Raw genomic sequence first — 21384 nt, forward strand, 5'->3', positions numbered from 1 at the left:
TGAAGAGCAGCCGTCGCCCCGAGGGAGAAGCACCCCATGCCCGGCACCCCGCCCGCCCCCGGCACCCCGAGCCTGCTGCGCGTCATGAACGACCGCGCCGCCCTGGACCTGCTGCTGGAACACGGCCCGCTCTCCAGGACGACCATCGGCCGGCTCACCGGGCTCAGCAAGCCCACCGCCTCCCAGCTGCTGGCCCGCCTGGAATCCGCCGGCCTCGTGGTGGCCACCGGCACCGCCGCCGGCCGCCCGGGCCCCAGCGCCCAGTTGTACGCGCTCAACCCCCGCGCGGCACACGCAGGCGGACTCGACGTGACCCCCCAGGGCATCACCGCGGCCGTCGCCGACGTCACCGGCGAGGTCGTCGGCCGCTACGAGCTCCCCTCCCGCGCGGGCACCCCCGCCGTCGACCAGGTCACCGAGGCCCTCGGCGGAGCCGTCAAGGCCGCCGGTCTGCACCACGACGACCTGCACCGCCTCGTCATCGCCACCCCGGGCGCCTTCGACCCGCAGACCGGCCGGCTCCGCTACGCCGGCCACCTCCCCGGCTGGCACTCCCCCACCCTCCTCGACGAACTGGCCGCAGCCCTGCCCATGCCGGTCGGGTACGAGAACGACGTCAACCTCGCCGCGGTGGCCGAGCAGCGCCTCGGCGCGGCCCGCGGCCACCAGGACTTCGTCCTGCTGTGGAACGAGGACGGCCTCGGCGCCGCCCTGGTCCTCGGCGGCAGACTGCACCGCGGCTGGACCGGCGGCGCGGGCGAGGTGGGCTTCCTGCCCGTGCCCGGCCACCCCCTGGTCCGCCAGGTCACCCGGGCCAACACCGGCGGCTACCAGGAACTGGCCGGCGTACAGGTGCTCCCGCGGCTCGCCGCCGAGCTGGGCATCGAGGCCGGCCCCGAACAGGCCGCGCCCGACGGGCCCGGCGGTCCGCAGGTCGCGTACGGCCCGCAGGTCGCCGCCGCCGTCGCCCTCCTCGAACGGGCCGCCGCCACGCCCGAAGGGCCGTACCTGCGCTTCCTGGAGTCCTACGCCACCGCGCTCGCCACCGGCCTCGCCTCACTGGTCGCCGTACTGGACCCCGAGATCGTGATCCTGTCCGGGGCCGCCGTCACCGCGGGCGGCGAGCCGCTGCGCACCCTGCTGGAGAGCGAGATCGGCGAGCTGGCCCCCTCCCGGCCCCGGCTGGTCACCGGTGAGGTGCGCGAACGGCCGGTGCTGCGCGGTGCGCTGGAAAGCGCACTGGCCGCCACCCGCGACGAGGTGTTCGACACCTCCCGCTGACCCGGCCCCCGCGGCCCGCACCCCACTCCACCCCTGCAAGCGACCGTCCGCACCCCTCCCGTCCCGGAAGTCCCGCCGCGCAGAGAGTGACACCGCCATGCCCAGAAACCGCCGCCTCGCCGCCGCAGCCGGCGCCCTCGCCGCGATATCCGTGCTCGCCACCGCGTGTACGGGCCAGAGCGGCGGGGCCGCCGCCGACGACCCGGGGAAGGAGGCCACCCTCACCTTCTGGCACGGCTGGTCCGCCCCGAGCGAGGTGAAGGCGATCGAGGAGAACATCGCCCGCTTCGAGAAGGCACACCCCCACATCAAGGTGAAGGCCACCGGCAACATGACCGACGACAAGGTCAACCAGGCGCTGCGGGCGGGCGGGGACAAGGCTCCCGACGTGGTCGCCTCCTTCACCACGGACAGCGTCGGCAAGTTCTGCAGCTCCGGCGCCTTCACCGACCTGAACCCCTTCCTCCAGAAGTCCGGGATCGACAAGGCGAAGGTCTTCCCGAAGACCCTGCTGGAGTACACCCGGTTCAGGGACAACCAGTGCACCCTGCCGCTGCTGAACGACGCCTACGGCCTCGTCTACAACAAGACCGCCTTCGCCGCCGCGGGCATCACCGAACCCCCCAGGACCTGGAGCCGGTTCACCGAGGTCGCGAAGAAGCTGACGAAACCCAAGGGGGACTCCTACGAACAGGTCGGCCTGATGCCCACCTTCCACGGCTACGAGACCACCCCGATGCGGCTGGCCGCTCAGTGGAGCCCCACGTACTTCGGGGCCGACGGCAAGTCCAACCTGGCCGCGGATCCGGCCTTCGCGAAGATGCTGACCGCGCAGAAGGACCTGGTCGCGGCGCTGGGCGGCTACGAGAAGCTGGAGCGGTTCCGCGCCACCTTCGGTGACGAGTGGAGCGCCGAGCACCCCTTCCACACCGGCCAGGTCGCCATGCAGATCGACGGCGAGTGGCGGGCTCCCATGGCCAAGGCGGCCGGGGTGGGCTTCGAGATCGGCACCGCGCCGCTTCCCGTCCCGGACGACCAGGCCGCCGACTACGGCAAGGGCTACCTCTCCGGCACGATCATGGGCATCGCCTCGGGCAGCAGGAAACAGAACGCCGCCTGGGAGCTGGTGAAGTACATGACGACCGACACCGAGGCCGTGGTGGCCTTCGCCAACTCCATCCACAACGTGCCGTCCACGCTCGCGGCCCTGGAGTCCCCGGACCTCCAGGTGACCCCGGAGTTCAAGACCTTCCTCGACATCGCCCGGCACCCCAGGTCGAGCACCACCCCGGCCCAGGCCGACGGCGGCACCTACCAGCTGACCTTTACGGACTTCGCGTACGCGGTCGAGAAGGGCGACGTCGCCGACATCCCGGCCGGCCTCGCCAGGACCGACCAGCAGATCGACACGGACATCGCGAAGGCGGACCGGCCCCGATGACCCGCACGCACACGAAGCCCGGCGCCGGGCTGCGGGCGAGGCGGCGGCGCTCCGCCCTGCGGACCGCGGCCTTCATGTCCCCCTGGCTGATCGGGTCCGCGCTCTTCTTCGCCTACCCGCTGCTGTCCACCGCCTACTTCTCCTTCACCCGGTACGACGGCTTCCGGCAGCCCGTCTTCAACGGCCTGGACAACTGGAATTACGTCTTCTCGGACTATCCGCTCTTCTGGCCCGCGGTGCGCAACACCCTGTGGCTGGTCGTGGTGATGGTCAGCTGCCGGGTCGTCTTCGGCCTCGGCACCGGCCTGCTCATCACGAAGATCAAGACGGGGGCGGGGGTCTTCCGGACCCTCTTCTACCTCCCGTACCTGGCCCCGCCGGTCGCCGCGACCCTGGCCTTCGTCTTCCTCCTCAACCCCGGCACCGGCCCCGTCAACGCCCTGCTGGACTCCGTGGGGCTGCCCACGCCCGGCTGGTTCACCGACGCCGACTGGTCCAAGCCCGCACTGACCGTCCTCGCCCTGTGGGGGGTGGGCGACCTGATGGTCATCTTCATGGCCGCGCTGCTGGACGTACCGAAGGAGCAGTACGAGGCGGCCGAGCTGGACGGGGCCGGACCCTGGGCCCGGTTCCGGCACATCACCCTGCCGAACATCTCGCCGATCGTCCTGTTCGCGGTGGTCACCGGGGTCATCCAGGCCATGCAGTACTACACCCAGCCGCTCGTGGCGGGGAAGGTGGCGGCCGGGGTCATCGGCGGCTCGGGACAACAGTTCGAGCCGGGCTACCCCGACAAGTCCACCCTGACCCTGCCTCAGCTCGTCCATAACCTCGGATTCCAGCGCTTCGACTACGGCAGCGCCTGTGTCGTCGCCCTGATCCTCTTCGCCCTCTCCATGGCCTTCACCGCGCTCCTGATGCGCCGCCGTGGCGGACTGATCGGAGCCGAGGGATGACCGCGCGCAGGCGGAACGCACTGCACTGGGTCGGCGTGCACGCGCTCGGTGTGGCCGCCGCCCTCTTCTTCGTCCTCCCCTTCGTCTTCCTCTTCCTCACCTCCGTGATGGGCGACCGCCAAGCCCTCACCCGGGACCTGTGGCCGGACACCTGGGAGTGGGACAACTACGCCACCGTGTGGAACACCCCCGGTTTCCTGACCTGGTGGCGCAACACCCTGCTCTACGCCGGGCTCGGCACCCTGCTGACCGTGGCGTCCTCGCTGCCCGTCGCCTACGCACTCGCCAAGTTCCGCTTCCGCGGGCGGCGGCTGTCCCTGCTGCTCGTCATCGCCACGATGATGCTGCCGCCCCAAACCGTGGTCATCCCGATGTACCTCTTCTGGGCGAAGCAGCTCGACCTGTCGGGCACCCTGTGGCCGCTGATCATCCCCCTGGCCTTCGGTGACGCCTTCGCCGTCTTCCTGCTCCGCCAGTTCCTGCTGACCATCCCCGACGAGTACCTGGACGCGGCCCGCGTCGACGGCTGCGGCGAGGTGCGCACCCTGCTGCGCGTGGTCCTGCCGATGGCGAAGCCGGGCATCGCGGCCGTCGCGCTGTTCCAGTTCTTCTACGCCTGGAACGACTACTTCGGCCCGCAGATCTACGCCTCCGACAACCCGGCCGCCTGGACCCTCAGTTACGGCCTGGAGTCCTTCAAAGGGGCGCACCACACCAACTGGAACCTGACCATGGCCGCGACCGTCATGGTCATGGCCCCGGTGATCGTCCTCTTCTTCTTCGCCCAGAAGGCCTTCGTCGAGGGCGTCACACTGACCGGATTGACCTCGTCCTCTCTCTAGGGAGAGGGGATTCCCACCCTCACGGGTGGGGTTTCCTGCTTCACCACGGACCGCCCCGACCGAAAGGAGAACTCCCGATGAGGCCTTACACCCGCTCCACAGGCGGACACCGCCAGCCCGGCGGCCAGAAGATTGATCGCTGCGTTCCCGTCCCGGTCGTGGGCGAGCTCCTCCGTTTTCTTCCACGACGTGAGCAGCGCCGACGTCTGGGCGAAGTTCACCCGCTCCCGTCGCGCCGCCCGAGCCTCTGTACGGGCAGCGAGGCCGAGGTTGTAGACCTTTCGCACGCAGCCGAACGTCCGCGAGAGCTCGGCTGCCTGCGCATCGGTCGGACAGAAGCGGTACTTGAACGCCCGCTTCACAGAAGAAGTCCCCCACGTCCCGGACGCTAGAGCCGGTCACAATCCGAACACAACCCCAGGGTCAGAGCTTCACACAACGGCGCTCCCCCGGTGCGCGGCACCGCGCGGAGGATGCGCTTCCTCCGGCTGGAGCCAGGAGCTCCTACGCAAGGAGATTGACATGAAACTCGCAGTGGTGGGCGGCGGTTCCACCTACACGCCCGAGCTGATCGACGGCTTCGCGCGGCTCCGCGACACCCTGCCGGTCGGCGAACTGGTGCTGATCGACCCCGCCGCCGACCGGCTGGAGCTGATCGGCGCCCTCGCCCGGCGGATCTTCGCCCGGCAGGGGCACCCCGGCCTGATCACCACCACCTCGGACCTCGACGCCGGGGTCGAGGACGCCGACGCCGTCCTGATCCAGCTGCGCGTCGGCGGACAGGCCGCCCGGCTCCAGGACGAGACCTGGCCGCTGGAGTGCGGCTGCGTCGGGCAGGAGACCACGGGCGCGGGCGGGCTCGCCAAGGCGCTGCGCACCGTGCCGGTGGTCCTCGACATCGCCGAGCGGATCCGCCGGGCCGGCCCGCAGGCCTGGATCATCGACTTCACCAACCCCGTCGGGATCGTCACCCGGGCCCTGCTCCAGGCCGGGCACAAGGCGGTCGGCCTGTGCAACGTGGCCATCGGCTTCCAGCGGAAGTTCGCGGCCCTGCTGGACCTCGCACCGGCCGACATCCACCTGGACCACGTGGGGCTCAACCACCTGACCTGGGAAACGGCGGTGCGCCGGGGCGGACCGGACGGCGAGGACCTGCTGCCGCGGCTGCTCGCCGCGCACGGGGACGCCATCGCCGGCGACCTGCACCTGCCGAGGGCGGTACTGGACCGCCTGGGGGTGGTCCCGTCCTACTACCTGCGCTACTTCTACGCGCACGACGAGGTGGTGCGGGAGTTGGGGACCAGGCCCTCGCGGGCGGCCGAGGTCGCCGCGATGGAGAAGGAACTGCTCGGCCTGTACGGGGATCCGGCGCTGGACGAGAAGCCGGCGCTGCTGGCCCGGCGCGGCGGGGCCTTCTACTCGGAGGCGGCCGTGGACCTGGCGGCGGCGCTGCTGGGCGGCGGCGGCTCCGCCGTCCAGGTCGTCAACACGTACAACAACGGCACCTTGCCGTTCCTCCCCGACGACGCCGTCGTCGAAGTGCAGGCACGGGTCGGCGGCGCGGACGGCTCCGGGCCGGTGGTGCCCCTGGCCGTGCCGCGGCTGGATCCGCTGTACGCCGGGCTGGTCTCGCACGTGACGGCGTACGAGGACCTCGCCCTGGACGCCGCGCTGCGGGGCGGCCGCGACCGGGTCTTCAAGGCCCTGCTCGCGCACCCGCTGGTCGGCCAGTTCGACCTCGCCGAGGGGCTGACGGACCGCCTCCTCGCGCACAACGGGGAGCACCTGGCATGGGCGTGAGCCGGGCCGCCGGCACCCCGGCCGTCCTCGCGGTCGACGCGGGCAACAGCAAGACGGACGTCGCACTCGTCGCGGCGGACGGCACCGTCCTGGGCACCGGGCGCTCCGGGGGCTTCCAGCCGCCGCGGACCGGCATCGAGGCGGCTCTGGACGTCGTCGGCGAGGCCGTCGCCGAGGCCCTGGAGGCCGCCGGGCTGCCCGGTCCCGGCGGCGCGCGGCCCGAGGCCCCCTACGCCGGCCTGGTCTCGGCCTGTCTGGCCAACGCCGACCTCCCGGTGGAGGAGCAGCGGCTCGCGGAGGCGATCCGGGCGCGCGGCTGGGGCACGGCCACCGAGGTGCGCAACGACACCTTCGCGATCCTGCGGGCCGGGGTGAACGAGCCCCGCGGGGTCGCCGTGGTGTGCGGGGCGGGCATCAACTGCGTGGGGATGCTGCCCGACGGGCGTACGGCCCGGTTCCCCGCCCTCGGCAGGATCTCCGGCGACTGGGGCGGCGGTGGCGGTCTGGCGTCGGAGGCGCTGTGGTGGGCGGCGCGGGCCGAGGACGGGCGCGGCGGTCCGACGGAGCTGGCGGCAGCGCTGCCGCGGCACTTCGGGTTCGGCTCCGTCTACCGGCTGATCGAGGCCCTGCACCTGGGCACGCTGGAGCAGCGGCGGACCCACGAGCTGGTGCCGGTGCTGTTCGCGGTGGCCGCGGCGGGGGACCGGGTGGCCTCGGCGATCGTGGCGCGGCAGGCGGACGAGGTGGTGGCCCTGGCGGTGGTGGCGCTGGCGCGCCTGGACCTGCTCGGCGAGGAGGTGCCCGTCCTCCTCGGCGGGAGCGTCCTCACCGCCCGCCATCCGCAGCTCAACGGCCGGATCGGGGAGCTGCTGGCCCAACGGGCCCCGTACGCCCGGGTGGAGCTGGTCTCGGCGCCGCCGGTGCTCGGCGCGGGGCTGCTCGGCCTGGACGCCCTCGGCTCCCCGCCCGGGGCGCACGGGACACTGCGTGCCCATTTCGGCTGAACCCGTCCCCGGCGGCGCCGCGTCTGGAACCGTGGCGGCCGGGGAGGCGTATTGACGGTGAAGGGGCGGCGGGGAGGGCGTCCGTACATCGGGCACGAGGCGGCGTCCTGCCGGTCAGGCCGGACCAGGGAGCGGACGAGGTGAGCCCGGCCCGGCCGGCAGCACACCCCTAGGTGCTGTGGCCGACCGGCGATGCGGCCATACTGCTGCGCAGGGGGTACCTCCCGGCGGTAGCCGGGGGCAGTGAGACCGAGGGGGAGGCCACGGTGGCGATCACATCACGCGCGCCCGCGCCCGGCGGCGGCGTTTCCGTGCCGCCCACCGGGCCGCAGGCCCCACCGCCCGACGGGCTGCCCGGACGGGGCACGGCCTGGGCCGAGGGGGTCGAGCGGCTGCGCGCGGCGGCGACGACCGAGCCCGGCCGGCTGCGGATCATCGGCGCCGTACTGGCCGCCCTGATCGTGTTGTTCGGGACGGCGACCGTCTGGGAGATCTCCGGCCGGGCGACGGCCGCCGGCGACGTCGTGGGCCGCAGCCAGCCGCTGAGCGCGGACGCGGCGAGCATCTACCGTTCCCTCGCGGACGCCGACACGGCCTCCTCCAGCGGGTTCCTCGCCGGGGCACAGGAGTCGCGCGAGGTCCGCGAGCGGTACGAGGCCGACATCGCCAACGCGTCGAGGCTGCTGGTGAACGCGGCGGCCAACACCGGGGCCGACGAGGAGTCCCGCCGGCAGATCGCCCTGCTGAGCGAGCAGTTGCCCCGCTACACCGGGCTGATCGAGCAGGCCCGCGCCACCAACCGGCAGGGGCTGCCGCTGGGCGGGGCCTACCTCCGGTACGCCAACGAGCAGATGACCACCCAGCTGCTGCCCGCCGCGCAGCGGCTGTACGAGGCGGAGACCGGCCGGCTCTACACGGACTACGACGACGCCCGGTCCTGGCCGCTGGCCTCGGTCGGCACGGGCCTGCTCGCGCTGGCCGCCCTGGCCTGGGTGCAGCGGCGCAACTACCGGCGTACGAACCGGGTCTTCAACCACGGGCTGCTGGCGGCGACGGCGGCTTCGGTGGTGGTGCTGCTGTGGCTCGCCGTGGGGCACGCGGTCGCGCGGTCGGGCCTGAGCGAGGCCCGCTCCGACGGGCAGGAGTCCCTGAAGGTGCTCAACGACGCGCGGATCGCCTCCCTCCAGGCGCGGGCCGGTGAGAACCTGACGCTGGTGGCGCGGGGGGCCGTGCTGACGGAGGACTCGAAGTCCGACAAGTACGACACCGACTTCACGAACAACCTGGAGCAGTTGGAGACCGGGCTGGCGAAGGCGCTGCGGCTGGCCGACGACGCGGCCGGCCGGACTCCGGTGACGCAGGCGGTGGACGGCGTGAAGCAGTGGAAGCAGCGGCACGCGGCGGCCCGGGAGTCCGACCTGAAGGGGGACTACGAGGCCGCGCTGACCCAGGTCATCGGGGACGAGCAGCACAAGGAGAGCAGCGGGGCCGCCTTCGACACGGTCGACGCGTCCCTGGAGCGGGCGGTGGCCCACGAGCAGCGGGAGTTCACCCGGGCGGCCCGGGGCGGACTGGGTGCGCTGGGCGGTCTGGTGACGGGCGCGGCGGCCCTTGCGGTCGTCGGCGCGGCGGCGGCGCTGCTGGGTATCGGGCGCAGGCTTTCGGAGTACAGGTGACGGCGATGCGGAAACGAGTCAGGGTCTCCGAGGGTTTCGAGCGCTACGCGGGCTGCGCGGGCACGAGCGGCGCGGGGCAGGCCGGCCACGGGCCGGCGGGCTCGGGCGAGCCCGCCGCCGGGCTGTCCGGGCCGGTCGAGCCGGTCGGAGCCGCCGCCGCAGCGGGCACCTCCGGCGGCAGCGGGCTGCGCCGGCTGAGGGGCCGGCTGCGCGGCTGGGGCGGGGTCAGCGCGATGGCCGCCGCCTGCGCCGTGACGGCCACGGCGGTGCTGCTGCCGCTGGCCCAGGCGGCGCCGGAGGCCGGCCGCGCGGGTGCGGGCCGGGCACCACTGTCGCAGGCCGTGGCGCCGGCCGCGCCGGCGGACACCTGCCAGGACCCCGAGGCGAGCCTGCGCCCGTCCGAGGTCGACGGCGCGACGATCGCGCGGATCAAGGCGGCGGGCAAGCTCGTCGCGGGCGTGGACCAGAACAGCTTCCGCTGGGGCTACCGCAACCAGGCCGCGGAGGGCCGCCTCGACGGTTTCGACATCGACCTGGTGAAGGCCATCGCCAAGGACATCCTGGGCGACGAGAACGCGGTCATCTACCGGGCGATCCCCACCAGCCAGCGTGTCCCCGCGCTCCAGGAGGGCCGGGTCGACATCGTGGTGCGGACCATGACGATCAACTGCAAGCGGCTGGAGGACGTCGCGTTCTCCACCGCGTACTTCGAGGCCGGGCAGCAGGTGCTGGTCCCCAAGATGTCGGCGATCACCGGGTACGACGCCTCGCTGAAGGACCGCAGGATCTGCACGGCGGCCGGTTCCACGGCGGAGGCGGCGCTCAAGGCGCAGTCGTACGGCGCGGCGTCCGTCACCGTGCCCAACCAGCTGGACTGCCTGGTCCGGCTCCAGCTGGGCGAGGTGGACGGCATCATCACGGACAACGCGCTCGCCGCCGGTCAGGCGGCCCAGGACCCCTCGGTGCGGCTGGTGGGCTCCCCGTTCACGCGGGAGTTCTACGGCGTGGCGATGAACAAGGACGCGGGCGACCTGGTGCGCCGGGTCAACAAGGTCCTGGAGAACTACCGGGCGGGCGGCACCGAGAGCCCCTGGATGAAGGCGTACCGCAAGCACCTGGAGGCCGTACTGCCCGGCGTGTCGGCGCCTCCCGCGCCCAAGTACCGGGACGGCTGAGCCCGGTGGCGGATCGGGACGTGCCCCCAGCCGCGGGACCGGGCACAGGAACGGCATCGGGATCGGATACGGGTACGGGATCGGAATCGGGCGCGGTGGCACGAGCGGAGGCCCAGTCCTTGGAGGCGTGGTCGGCAGTGATGGACCGGGACGAGGTCGACCGCGCGCTGGCCCGGCTCGCCGCCGAGCACGAGGCGATCGAGACCTCGCTGCTCGCCCTCCAGGACCACGCCGGGCGCAGGCTCCTGGAGGGGGCCGACCTGAGCGGTGTCACCAAGGAGCGGTGGACGGCCACGGACGCGGCCGTGACCCGGCTGTGGACGTACTTCGACGCCTACAGCGGGGCGCTGGCCGCCGCCCGGAAGATCCGGGAGCGGCGCCGCTGGCCGAACCGCGAGGACCTGGTCGAGCTGACCGAACGGCTGCGCGGGCCCGGGGTGACGATCGCCGGGGCGGGCGTGGAGGGCGCGGCCCTCGCGGAGCGGTTCTCCCTCGCCGAGCTGGTGACCCGGATGAACGAGCTGTACGCGAGCGCGCTGGACGTGGTGGTCGCCGCCGACGCCGTGTGGACGGCGCTCCCCGCCCGGATCGACCTGCTCGCCGCCGAACTGCACCGCACCCGGTCCCTGGCCCGCTCGGTGGGGGTGCGCCCGGGTGAGCACCCCTCGGGCGACGACCTGGAGGTCATCACGGCCGAGCTGACGGAGCTGCGGGCCCGGGTGATCGCGGACCCGCTGGCGTTCTGGCTGCCGGTGTCCGGGAGTTCGGCGCCCGGGGGCGGCCGCCCGGACACCGGGCGGTACGACCGGGCCGCGCTCGCGCTGGAGGACGTACGCCGGGAGGTCGAGGCGGTGCTGGCCGTGCGGCAGGACGCCGAGCAGCGGCTGATCAGCCTGCGGGACGTGCTCTCGCGGGCCGACCGGACCCTGGCGGAGGCACGGACGGCGCGCGGCGAGGTCCTGGCGAAGATCGCGGCGTCCGAGGTGCCGGCGGTGAGCGGTCCGCCGACCGCGCTCCAGGAGCAGCTCGCGGCGGCCGCCGAGCACCGGCGCCACGCGCGGTGGCACCGGCTCTCCCCGCTGCTGGAGTCCCTGGAGGAGCGGGCGGAGGAGGAACTGCGCAGGGCCCGTGAATCGTTGACCGCGGTGACGGCGCCGCTGGCGGTACGGGCCGAACTGCGCGGGCGGCTGGACGCGTACAAGGCGAAGGTGGCCCGGCACGGAATGGCGGAGGACCCGCTGCTGATCGAGCGGTACGACGCGGCCCGGCGCATGCTGTGGAGCGCGCCGTGCGACCTGCGCGTCGCCGAGCAGGCGGTCCTGCGCTACCAGCAGGCGGCGGCCGAGGCGTTGCAGGGCACGGGGACTCCCGGAAAGGAGGGCGCATGAGCCTGATCGGAACGGCGTGCGTGCGCCCGGGCTGCCCGGGAGCGTACGAGGACATGGGCGGCGGCGAGCTGTACTGCGACACCTGCGGGCTGGCGCCGATCGGCTCGGTCGCGGCCGGCGCCGAGGAGCTGGTGTCCCCGCCGACGGGGATGACCAGTGCGGCGCGGGGGGCTCTGGGCTCGGGCGGTTCCCGGGGGTCGGCGGGCTCCCAGGGGTCGCGGGCCTCGCACGGGTCGGCGCGTTCCTCGGCCTCGGCGCGGTCCTCCCGGTCCTCTTCGTCCCGGCGTTCGGTGTCGGGGCGGCTGTCGCGCGCCCTGTCGGGTACGGCGTCCACCCGGTCGGTGTCGGTGCGCAGTTCGGGCTCGGCGGCCGCGTCCTCGGGGCGCAGCAGGCTGGGCGCCGGTCTGGTCGACGTGCCGGAGGTGCCGCGCCCCGATCCTTCGGCGGCGGTGCTGGAGAACCCGGAGGTGCCGGAGCGCAAGCGGTTCTGCTCGCGTTCGGACTGCGGTGCTCCGGTGGGCCGGTCCCGCGGGGAGCGGCCGGGCCGCACGGAGGGTTTCTGCACCAAGTGCGGGCACCCGTACTCCTTCGTGCCCAAGCTGCGCTCGGGTGACGTGGTGCACGGCCAGTACGAGGTGGCGGGCTGCCTGGCGCACGGGGGGCTCGGCTGGGTGTACCTGGCGGTGGACCGGGCGGTCTCGGACCGGTGGGTGGTGCTCAAGGGCCTCCTGGACACCGGCGACCAGGACGCGATGGAGGCCGCGATATCGGAGCGCCGGTTCCTCGCGGAGATCGAGCACTCCAACATCGTGCGGATCTACAACTTCGTGGAGCACCTGGACCAGCGGACGGGTTCGCTGGACGGGTACATCGTCATGGAGTACGTGGGCGGCAAATCGCTGAAGGAGATCGCGAACGACCGGCGCCGGCCCGACGGCCGCCGCGATCCGCTGCCGGTGGAGCAGGCCTGCGCGTACGGCATCGAGGCGCTGGAGGCGCTCGGCCACCTGCACAGCAGGAACCTCCTGTACTGCGACTTCAAGGTCGACAACGCGATCCAGCAGCAGGACCAGCTCAAGCTGATCGACATGGGTGCGGTGCGGCGGATGGACGACGAGGAGTCGGCCATCTACGGCACGGTCGGCTACCAGGCCCCCGAGGTAGCGGAGCTGGGCCCGTCGGTCGCCTCCGACCTGTACACGGTGGCGCGGACGCTGGCGGTGCTGACCTTCGACTTCCAGGGCTACACCAACGTCTTCGTGGACGCGCTGCCGGACCCGGAGCACATCGAGGTGTTCCAGCGGTACGAGTCCTTCTACCGGCTGCTCGTCCGGGCGACGGACCCTGACCCGGGGCGGCGCTTCGCGTCCGCCCAGGAGATGGCGGACCAGCTGACGGGCGTACTGCGGGAGGTGGTCGCCCTGCAGACGGGCCGCCCCAGGCCGCAGCTGTCCACGCTGTTCGGACCCGAGCTGCGAGTTCCGGACACCCGGCTGTTCGCGGAGGGCGAGGGCGCCGCGGGCGCCCTGGTCTCCCGGCTCGGCTACCGCGGCGACGGCGACGGGCGGGGCTCCAGCCGGTGGGGCGGGCTCTTCGGCGCCCGCGGCCGCGCCGGGCATGCGGCGCGGGCGGCCGGCGCGACGGCCGGCGGCCCTGCCGGTGCCGGCGGTGCGGCCGGCGCGGGCAGCCCGGCCGGTGCGGGCGTCACGGCCGGTGCGGGCGGCTCCCGCGCGGGGGCCGGTGCGAGTGCGCAGGCCCCGGGGGTCCCGGCGGGCGGCGCGTACGCGCCCGCGTCGCCGGTCCCGCCGACGGGGAGCCCGGTGCGCGGGCAGACCGCGGCCGGGGGCGCGGCGCTGCCCGCGCTCGGCACCACCGCCACGCACGTGGCGGGCGGCGCCGTCCCCGCGCCCCGGCCGGCTCCGGCGGCGGTGCCCGCGCCCCCGCCCGGGCCGGTGCCGGCAGCGGTGCCCGCGCCCCCGGCACCGGCCGGTACGGCGCGGCTCGACGCGCGCGACACCGCGCTGGCCCTGCCCGTACCGCTGGTGGACGCGGGGGACCCGAACGCCGGTTTCCTGACCGGCCTGCTGTCCTCCGCCCCGGCCGACCTGCTCGGCGCGCTGGCCGCCGCCCCCGCCGATTCGGCCGAGCTGCGGCTGCGGGAGCTGCGGGCCCGGCTGGAGCTGGGTGAACTGGCCGCGGCCGGAGCCGCGCTCGCGGAGCTGGAGGCCCGGCACCCGGACGACTGGCGGGTGGTGTGGGCCCGCGGGATCGCCTCGCTGGCCACCGGTGAGAACGAGATCGCGGCGCTCTCCTTCGACGCCGTCTACGACGCCTTCCCGGGCGAGCCCGCTCCGAAGCTGGCCCTGGCGCTGTGCGCGGAGGTCCTGGGGCAGCTGGACAACGCGGCCGAGTACTACCGGCTGGTGTGGATCACCGACCCGGGGTTCGTGAGCGCGGCCTTCGGGCTGGCCCGGGTGCAGCTGGCCGCCGGGGACCGGGCCGCGGCGGTGCGCACGCTGGAGTCCGTACCGGAGGCGTCGATCCACTGCACCGCCGCACGGGTGGCCTCCGTACGCGCACGTCTGCGCGACCGGTCTCCGCACGAGCCGCTGCTGCCCGATCTGGCGGCGGCCTCCGACCAGGTGGAGGCGCTGCGGAGGTTCGGACTGGACCCCGAGCGGCAGGAGCGGCTGGCAGCGGAAGTTCTGGGCTCGGCCCTGGACTGGGTACTGTCGGGTAGCCGGGGTTCCGACCCCGGCCGGACCACGCTGCTCGGCAGTCAACTGGACGAGCGGGGCCTGCGCTTCGGCCTGGAGCGCTCGTACCGCCTTCTCGCACGGCTGGCACAGCGGGGCGAGGAGAGGATCGAACTGGTGGAGCGGGCAAACCGTTTCCGTCCCCGGACGTGGGTGTGATTGATGTCGATGCATCGGCCGTCGGGCTGCCCCAGCTGCGCGGAGCCTCTCGAAGAGGGGGACCGTTTCTGCGGTGTCTGCGGCTACGCCGTCTCCGCCGCCCCTCCGGTCCGCCCGGCCGCCGCGGGCCGTCCCGTGGCGCCGGCCGTACCGGAGCGCACCCCGGAGCCCGCCCCCGGGTGGGGCAGTGTCACCGGCGCCGCGCCGACGCTGGTCGGTGACGCGGGCGGCTGGTCCGCGAGCCCGGCGGAGCAGAGCGCGGCGGCGGCCGCGACGCCGCCGCAGGGCGGTGCGCCCTGGCCCGTGGCCGAAGCCCCGTACGGCGCCGCCGGGCAGGGCGCACCGGAGGGGCCCGCGGCCCGGTACGACCTGCGGGCCGGCGCCGGTACGCCGCCGGAGGGCACCCCGTGGGGCCCGCCCGGGGAGCCGTACGCGGCGGCGCCTTCGCCCCAGGCCCCGTACGGCGCCGCGCCGCAGACCCCCGGCGACGGCCGGCCCCAGCTGGGCGCCGAGCAGCCGGACGCCGAGCAGCACGGTGCGCAGCCGGGTGGTGCGCAGCCGGACCCGGGCCCGGCCGAACCGTCCCCGGCAGAACCGTGCCCGCCGGGCCCCGCCCAGCCGGGCGCGGAGGCCGCGGGCGCGGATCCGCAGGGCGCCGCCGAGGGCGGCAAGACCTGTGTGGCCTGCCGCGCCGGGCGGGTCGACACCGACGGGTACTGCGAGCACTGCGGGCACGCCCAGCCCCGGGAGCGGGACCACGTCGAGGAGGAGCTCGGCAGCGTCGCGGCCGTCAGCGACCGGGGCCTGCGCCACCACCGCAACGAGGACTCGTTCGCGGTGGCTGCCACCGCCCTGCCCGACGGCTCCGCCGCCACCGTGGCCATCGTCTGCGACGGGGTCTCCTCCGCGAGCCGCCCCGACGAGGCCTCGGCCGCCGCGGCGGGCGCCGCCAACGAGGCGCTGCTCGACGCGCTCCCCCGCGGCGCCCACCCCCAGGAGGCCATGCACGAGGCGATCCTGGCCGCGGCGGCCGCGGTGAACGCGCTGGCCCCCGAGACGCCGGGCGCCCAGAACGCCCCCGCCTGCACCCTGGTCGGCGCCGTGGTCAGCGGCGGCCTGCTGACCATCGGCTGGGTGGGCGACAGCCGCGCCTACTGGGTGCCGGACGACCGGGCAGCCTTGCCGCGCCGTCTCACCGAGGACGACTCCTGGGCCGCGCAGATGGTCGCGGCCGGTCTGATGGGCGAGGCGGAGGCGTACGCGGACGTCCGCGCGCACGCGATCACGGGCTGGCTGGGGGCGGACGCGTACGACCTCGAACCGCACACGGCCACCTTCAAGCCGGACCACGCCGGTGTGGTCGTGGTCTGCACCGACGGCCTGTGGAACTACGCCGAGTCCGCCCGGGAGATGGCGCAGGTGCTGCCCCCGGACGCCGCCACCCGGCCCCTGCACAGTGCGCAGGTCCTGGTGGGGCACGCGCTCGACGGCGGCGGCCACGACAACGTCACCGTGGCCGTGGTGCCGTTCGCCGCGGTCCCCGACCCCCGCCCCGCCCCGCAGGCGGAAGCGGGAACCGGGGCAGGGCCGGAGGCCGGTGCGCAGGCCCGGGCGGAAGCGGCTGCCGACCCGCACGCGCACCCCCGGGCCTGAGCCGCCCCCGCCGGAGCCCCGTCCCGGTCCTGACCGCGCCCCACGCCCGAGCCCGACCGCGCCCCACGCCCGAGCCCGACCGCGCCCCACGCCCGAGCCCGGCCGAGCCCGGCCGAGTCCGTCCGCGCCCCGCCCGAGCCCCTAGGAGCCCAACCGATGGCGAACTTCGCCAAGCCGAGCGCCCCGCGCTTCAGCGTGGAGGTGTACCAGAACGAGTTCCTCCCCGAGGGCGGGCGGGACGTCCACGCGATCGTGACGGTCACCTCCAGCGGCGGAGCCACCGCCACCCGCGCGGTGGCGTCCCAGGGCTCGGCAGCCGTCGTGATCATGGTCGACTGCTCCGGATCGATGGAGTACCCGCCCGACAAGATGCGCGGCGCCCGCGAGGCCACGGCCGCGGCCGTCGACACGCTGCGCGACGGCACCTCGTTCGCCGTGATCTCCGGCACGCACGTGGCCAAGGAGGTGTACCCGGGCCGGGGCCGCCTCGCCGTAGCCGACGCCGCCACCCGGGCCCAGGCCAAGGAGGCCCTGCGCGGCCTGGCCTCGGGCGGCGGCACCGCCATCGGGACCTGGCTGCGCCTCGCCGACGGCCTGCTGCGCCAGTCCCCCGCCGCCATCCGGCACGGCATCCTGCTCACCGACGGCCGCAACGAGCACGAGGACCCGGCCGTGCTCCGCGCCACCCTCGACGCCTGTGCGGGCCGCTTCACCTGTGACGCCCGCGGGGTGGGCACCGACTGGGAGGTCAAGGAGGTGACGGGCATCGCGGGGGCGCTGCTCGGCTCCGCCGACATCGTGGCCGACCCGGCCCACCTGGCCGAGGACTTCACGCGCATGATGGAGAACGTCATGGGCAAGGAGGTCGCGGACGTCGCGCTGCGCCTGTGGACCCCGGTCGGGGTGGAGATCCAGTACGTCAAGCAGGTGGCGCCCACGGTCCAGGACCTGACCGCACGGCGCGTCGAGGCGGGCCCGCGCGCCGGCGACTACCCGACGGGTGCGTGGGGCGACGAGTCCCGCGAGTACCACGTGTGCGTGCGCGTCCCGAGCGCGGCCGTCGGCCAGGAGATGCTCGCGGCCCGCGCGACGCTCGTCCTGCCGGGGCCCGCGGGCGCTCCCCCGACCGCCCTCGCTCAAGGCCTGGTCCGCGCGGTCTGGACGAACGACCTCGCCGCGTCCACCGCCATCAACCCGCAGGTCGCCCACTACACCGGGCAGGCGGAGCTCGCGCAGGCTATCCAACAGGGCCTGGAAGCCCGCAAACTGGGCGATGTCGATGGTGCCACCGCCAAACTGGGGCGTGCCGTGCAGCTGGCGAGCGCCTCCGGGAACGCCGACACTGCGAAACTGCTCGCGAAGGTGGTGGATGTCGTCGACGCGGTGAACGGTACTGTGCGGCTGAAAGCGAAGGTCGCCGATGCCGACGAGATGACTCTTGAAACGCGTTCGACACAGACCGTCCGAGTGAAGAAGACCTGAGAGACCTGACGCGATGACGCAGGGAGAAGAAGGGGGAAGCGCCGCCATGCCGACCTGCCCGAACGGGCACCAGTCCGCCTCCGACGACTGGTGCGAGGTCTGCGGCCACCGCATGGCCGCATCCGAGGGCACCTCCGCGGCCCCCGCGTACGGCTACGGCTACCCCCCGGTCCCCGGTGACGCCACCGCCCAGGCGGAACTCTGCCCGCAGTGCCGGACCCCGCGGGAGGCCATGGCCCCGTTCTGCGAGGAGTGCCGGTACAACTTCCTCACGCGTACGGGGACCTCGTACGCCCCGGCGGCCCCGGATGCGGGCGCGGGGGCCCAGGGGTCCGGCGCCACGCCTCCTCCGCCGCCGCCCGTACCGGCTCCCGGGACGTACGCGCAGGACCACTTCGAGTACCAGGGCTCGCGTCCGTCCCGGGTCAACCGGCCGGCCGAGCCGTTGCAGCGCGAGGACGACTGGCTGCTGCCTCCGCCGTCGCACCACCAGCAGCAGCAATCACAGCAGCAGTCTCACCAGACCCATCAGCCGCAGCAGTCCGAGTACCACCAGGGGCCGCAGCAGCCTCAGTACCAGCAGCAGCCCCCGCCGCAGCAGGAGTACCAGCAGCAGTACCAGTCCTTCCCGTCCCAGGGCGGCGGCTGGACCGCGACGATCGGCCCGGACCGCTCGTACTTCATGGCGATGATGCAGCGCAGCGGCCCCGAGGCGGCGGGCCTCAACCTGCCCGCGTACTCCCCCGAGCAGCACCTTCCGCTGTCCGGCGGCCAGATCACCATCGGCCGGCGCCGCGCCTCGACGGGCGAGTCCCCCGACATCGACCTGTCGGTGCCCCCGGAGGACCCGGGCGTCTCCCACCAGCACGCGGTCCTGGTCCAGCAGCCGGACCTCAGCTGGGCGGTGGTGGACCAGAACTCCACCAACGGCACCACCATCAACGGCGGCGAGGACCCGATCCAGCCGTACGTCCCGGTCCCGCTCGGCGACGGCGACCGCGTCCACGTCGGCGCCTGGACCACGATCACCATCCGCCGCGGCTGATCGGCTGATCCGGCCCCCGCAGCTTCACCCGTCCCCCAGGGGCCATACGTAGGGCCCCTGGGGATCGTCCAGCCAGGACCACTGGCCCTCGGCGCTGACCGTGACGCCGAAGCGTTCGCGCGGCGGGCGGCCCTCGCGGCGCCAGAGGTCCAGGGCCTCGCGGGGGTGGAGCGCCCCGGCCGTCAGGACGAGCATGAACTGGAAGCGCTCGTTCTCCACCAGCTCGTACGGGAGCGCCTGCATCGCCCACGAGGCAGCCGGCGGGACCCCCGCGGTGGCCCCGCGCAGGGGGACGAAGTAGGCCGGGGTGTGCAGGAAACGGCCCTCCGCGAACTCCGGGTCCCGGACGGTCAGCGCGATCAGACCGGTCGACAGGGGGGCCAGGATCCGCGCTCCCGGACGGCACTGCCCCAGCCAGGCCCGCGGGACCAGCGGCAGCGTGCACGTCACCAGGATCCGGTCGAAGGGAGCCCGCGACGGGCATCCGCGCGCCCCGTCCCCGGTGACCACGGCCGGGTGGTAGCCGGCCCGGTCCAGGTGGCTGCGCGCCGACTCGGTGATCTCCTCGTCCAGGTCCACGGTGGTCACCAGGTCCTCGCCGAGCCGATGACAGAGCAGGGCGGCGTTGTAGCCGGTGCCCGCGCCGATCTCCAGTACGTTGTCGCCGTCGCGCACGTCGAGGGCGGTGAGCATCTTCGCCATCAGCGAGGGCTGGCTGCTGGAGGAGACCAGCTCGCCGTCGCGCATCCGGGTCGCGAGGGGGGCGTCCGTGTAGACCCCGCGCAGCCAGCGGGCCCGCTGCTCGGGGTCGGGGTCCTCGCCCCAGAGCCGTTCGTGGCCGGCGCCGCGGCCGGTCCAGAAGTAGGGGACGAAGACGTGCCGGGGCACGGCCGCGAAGGCCGCCCTCCAGGCGGGGTCCTCCAGCACTCCGGCGGCCGTCAGTTCCCGCACCTGCGCGGCGTGCGCGGTCCCGCGAAGGTCCCGTACCGCGATGCGTGGGGTGTGAGCGCCCATGTCTCCACTGTCCTGCGGGCGGCGGCCTCGGGCGACCGCGCACGCCCTCGGGCAGGTCCTAGGACCTCGGTACTCCGTCCGGGTGTCTGAGACGATGGTCGGGTGAATGAGATTCCGCGGGGCACACTGCAGGAGCAGACCTTCTACGAGCAGGTCGGCGGCGAGGAGACCTTCCGCCGCCTGGTCCGGCGCTTCTACGAGGGGGTCGCGGAAGACCCGCTGCTGCGCCCGATGTACCCGGAGGAGGACCTCGGTCCCGCCGAGGAGCGGTTCACTCTCTTCCTGATGCAGTACTGGGGCGGGCCCACGACCTACAGCCGGCACCGCGGGCACCCGCGGCTGCGGATGCGGCACGCCCCGTTCCAGGTGGACACGGCGGCGCACGACGCGTGGCTGAAGCACATGCGGGTGGCGCTGGACGAACTGGGGCTGGCGCCCGAGCACGAGGCGCAGCTGTGGAAGTACCTGACGTACGCGGCCGCGTCGATGATCAACACGGCGGGCTGAGACCGTCCGGCCCGGTCCGCGCCCCCGGAGGGATCAGACGGGGCGGACCTGGAAGGCGCCCAGGCCTCCGGTGCTGCCGGGACGGCGGGTGGCGACGGAGCCGTAGGGGGTCCGCAGGCGCAGCCAGGTCCCGGAGGCGAGCAGGGCCACGGGGGCCGGGGTGTCGGCCCCGGGTGCTCCGGCGTGGACGGCGGACCGTATCGGCCGCAGGAAGCCCAGGGACTGCGCGGCGTGCACGGCGCGCAGCGGGAGTTCGGTGTCGCCCAGCGTCCGGGACCAGATCTCACGGCCGATGCGGTCGCGCTCGGAGCGGGTCCGGTGCTGCGCGGGCAGGGCCTCGTCGCGGGACCGGAACTCGGCCACGGCCGCCGAGACGACCGCCCGCATCTCCTCGGGGCCGGGGAGTCCGGGCAGCTCCCGCCAGCCGCCGCGGGGCGGGAGCAGACCCGCCCAGGGGGGTCCGGTGACCGGCGGGGGGACGGCGGCTCCGGCCGCGGCCTCGTCGACGGACTCCAGCAGCTCGCCCGCGGAGACGGTCACGTCCAGCGGTGTGCCGACGGGTGCGGCGAGCCGCACCGTGCGGACGGCCAGGACCTCGAAGGACGGCGGCCGCCCGAAGACCGCGAGCGCCTTGCCGCCCGCCTGGAGGCGGACGGCGGCGGCGCGGTCGTAGTGCACCAGCCGACCCAGGAAGGCCGCGAGGTCCGCGGCCTCCCCGGAGTCGGCGAAATGCAGCGCTCCGGTCATGCCGCGAGGCGCCTTCCGGCTGCCTCGGGCTGGTCGAGGTACTCCTCCAGGAAGAGCCTCTCCTCGGCCGTGATGCGGCGGGGCCGCCCCTCGGCGAGGTTGTACGGGACGACGACGGTCTCGGCGCGCACGTAGACCGTCTCGGGCGCGTCCGCGGTCGCCTCGTCCTTGACCTCGTAGCGGATGGTCAGGGACGCGGCGCCGATCCGGGTCACCCAGGACTCGATGAGGACCGGCTCGTGACGGTGCACGAGGGGCAGCTTGTAGTCGATCTCGTGGCGGGCCACGACGGAGCCGCCGGTGAAGGACTCGCTGCCCTCCCCCGGCGCGAGGCGGAACATGAAGTCGATCCGCGCCTCCTCCAGATAGCGGAGGAAGACGACGTTGTTGACGTGCCCGAAGGCATCCATGTCCGCCCAGCGCAGGGGGCACCGGTACTGGTGTCTGGCCATTGCTCC

17 protein-coding genes and 1 pseudogene are annotated in these 21384 nt (G+C 74.2%); 14 read left to right on the top strand and 4 right to left on the bottom strand.

The genetic code is table 11. The features are described from left to right. The first annotated feature begins 36 nt into the window (after positions 1 to 36). The 4 genes from ACFWUZ_RS32200 (at position 37) to ACFWUZ_RS32215 (ending at position 4520) form a co-directional block, all read left to right on the top strand. A complete protein-coding gene (locus tag ACFWUZ_RS32200; RefSeq protein ID WP_384380945.1) occupies positions 37 to 1281 on the top strand; it encodes an ROK family protein in 1245 nt (414 codons plus the stop codon). A gap of 97 nt (positions 1282 to 1378) precedes the next feature. Further along, positions 1379 to 2722, top strand: coding sequence for an ABC transporter substrate-binding protein (locus ACFWUZ_RS32205; protein ID WP_384380948.1), 1344 nt, complete (start codon positions 1379 to 1381; stop codon positions 2720 to 2722). Further along, positions 2719 to 3678 (top strand): carbohydrate ABC transporter permease, encoded by a 960-nt coding sequence (locus ACFWUZ_RS32210; protein WP_384380951.1) that lies wholly within the window; start codon positions 2719 to 2721, stop codon positions 3676 to 3678. The genes ACFWUZ_RS32205 and ACFWUZ_RS32210 overlap by 4 nt, the downstream gene beginning before the upstream one ends. Beyond that, on the top strand, positions 3675 to 4520 hold the full coding sequence (locus ACFWUZ_RS32215) for a carbohydrate ABC transporter permease (RefSeq protein ID WP_384380954.1): 846 nt from the start codon (positions 3675 to 3677) through the stop codon (positions 4518 to 4520). Before ACFWUZ_RS32210 ends, ACFWUZ_RS32215 begins: the two co-directional genes overlap by 4 nt. 161 nt (positions 4521 to 4681) lie before the next feature. On the opposite strand, the pseudogene ACFWUZ_RS32220 reads toward ACFWUZ_RS32215, so the two are convergent. After that, positions 4682 to 4882 (bottom strand): annotated as a pseudogene (locus ACFWUZ_RS32220) (helix-turn-helix domain-containing protein); the annotation flags it as partial. Positions 4883 to 5042: 160 nt separating this feature from the next. On the opposite strand from ACFWUZ_RS32220, the gene ACFWUZ_RS32225 reads away from it, so the two are divergent. From ACFWUZ_RS32225 to ACFWUZ_RS32265, 9 genes are all read left to right on the top strand, one after another. Beyond that, a complete protein-coding gene (locus ACFWUZ_RS32225; protein WP_384380957.1) occupies positions 5043 to 6320 on the top strand; it encodes a 6-phospho-beta-glucosidase in 1278 nt (425 codons plus the stop codon). Then, entirely contained in the window at positions 6311 to 7324 is a 1014-nt protein-coding gene (locus ACFWUZ_RS32230) for an N-acetylglucosamine kinase (protein ID WP_384380960.1), read from the top strand. The genes ACFWUZ_RS32225 and ACFWUZ_RS32230 overlap by 10 nt, the downstream gene beginning before the upstream one ends. Positions 7325 to 7590: 266 nt before the next feature. After that, the gene (locus ACFWUZ_RS32235; RefSeq protein ID WP_384380963.1) at positions 7591 to 9000 is read left to right on the top strand and encodes a hypothetical protein; all 1410 of its coding nucleotides are present in this window, start codon (positions 7591 to 7593) and stop codon (positions 8998 to 9000) included. Positions 9001 to 9233: 233 nt separating this feature from the next. After that, positions 9234 to 10175 (top strand): glutamate ABC transporter substrate-binding protein, encoded by a 942-nt coding sequence (locus ACFWUZ_RS32240; RefSeq protein WP_384381026.1) that lies wholly within the window; start codon positions 9234 to 9236, stop codon positions 10173 to 10175. A 140-nt stretch (positions 10176 to 10315) separates the two neighbouring features. Next, positions 10316 to 11563 (top strand): hypothetical protein, encoded by a 1248-nt coding sequence (locus tag ACFWUZ_RS32245; RefSeq protein ID WP_384381028.1) that lies wholly within the window; start codon positions 10316 to 10318, stop codon positions 11561 to 11563. Then, a complete protein-coding gene (locus ACFWUZ_RS32250; protein WP_384380966.1) occupies positions 11560 to 14478 on the top strand; it encodes a tetratricopeptide repeat protein in 2919 nt (972 codons plus the stop codon). The genes ACFWUZ_RS32245 and ACFWUZ_RS32250 overlap by 4 nt, the downstream gene beginning before the upstream one ends. A gap of 3 nt (positions 14479 to 14481) precedes the next feature. After that, positions 14482 to 16131, top strand: a complete 1650-nt coding sequence (locus ACFWUZ_RS32255; protein WP_384380969.1) for a protein phosphatase 2C domain-containing protein — start codon at positions 14482 to 14484, stop codon at positions 16129 to 16131. A 156-nt stretch (positions 16132 to 16287) separates the two neighbouring features. Then, a complete protein-coding gene (locus ACFWUZ_RS32260; protein ID WP_384380972.1) occupies positions 16288 to 17613 on the top strand; it encodes a VWA domain-containing protein in 1326 nt (441 codons plus the stop codon). Positions 17614 to 17659: 46 nt separating this feature from the next. Continuing rightward, the gene (locus ACFWUZ_RS32265) at positions 17660 to 18658 is read left to right on the top strand and encodes an FHA domain-containing protein (RefSeq protein ID WP_384380975.1); all 999 of its coding nucleotides are present in this window, start codon (positions 17660 to 17662) and stop codon (positions 18656 to 18658) included. Between the two features lie 24 nt (positions 18659 to 18682). Here the strand turns inward: ACFWUZ_RS32265 and ACFWUZ_RS32270 are convergent, their stop codons facing one another. Next, positions 18683 to 19672, bottom strand: coding sequence for a methyltransferase domain-containing protein (locus ACFWUZ_RS32270; RefSeq protein ID WP_384380978.1), 990 nt, complete (start codon positions 19670 to 19672; stop codon positions 18683 to 18685). Positions 19673 to 19774: 102 nt separating this feature from the next. Here ACFWUZ_RS32270 and ACFWUZ_RS32275 point away from each other — a divergent pair, with 102 nt between their 5' ends. Then, the gene (locus ACFWUZ_RS32275; protein WP_384380981.1) at positions 19775 to 20179 is read left to right on the top strand and encodes a globin; all 405 of its coding nucleotides are present in this window, start codon (positions 19775 to 19777) and stop codon (positions 20177 to 20179) included. 33 nt (positions 20180 to 20212) lie between these two features. On the opposite strand, the gene ACFWUZ_RS32280 is transcribed toward ACFWUZ_RS32275, so the two are convergent. Both ACFWUZ_RS32280 and ACFWUZ_RS32285 read right to left on the bottom strand, forming a co-directional pair. Continuing rightward, positions 20213 to 20926, bottom strand: coding sequence for a hypothetical protein (locus ACFWUZ_RS32280; protein ID WP_384380984.1), 714 nt, complete (start codon positions 20924 to 20926; stop codon positions 20213 to 20215). Beyond that, complete coding sequence (locus ACFWUZ_RS32285; RefSeq protein WP_384380987.1) at positions 20923 to 21378, bottom strand: acyl-CoA thioesterase; 456 nt, start codon at positions 21376 to 21378, stop codon at positions 20923 to 20925. Before ACFWUZ_RS32285 ends, ACFWUZ_RS32280 begins: the two co-directional genes overlap by 4 nt. Between the last annotated feature and the right edge of the window lie 6 nt (positions 21379 to 21384).

The organism is Streptomyces sp. NPDC058646 (genome assembly GCF_042716875.1).
GTDB lineage: Bacteria > Actinomycetota > Actinomycetes > Streptomycetales > Streptomycetaceae > Streptomyces.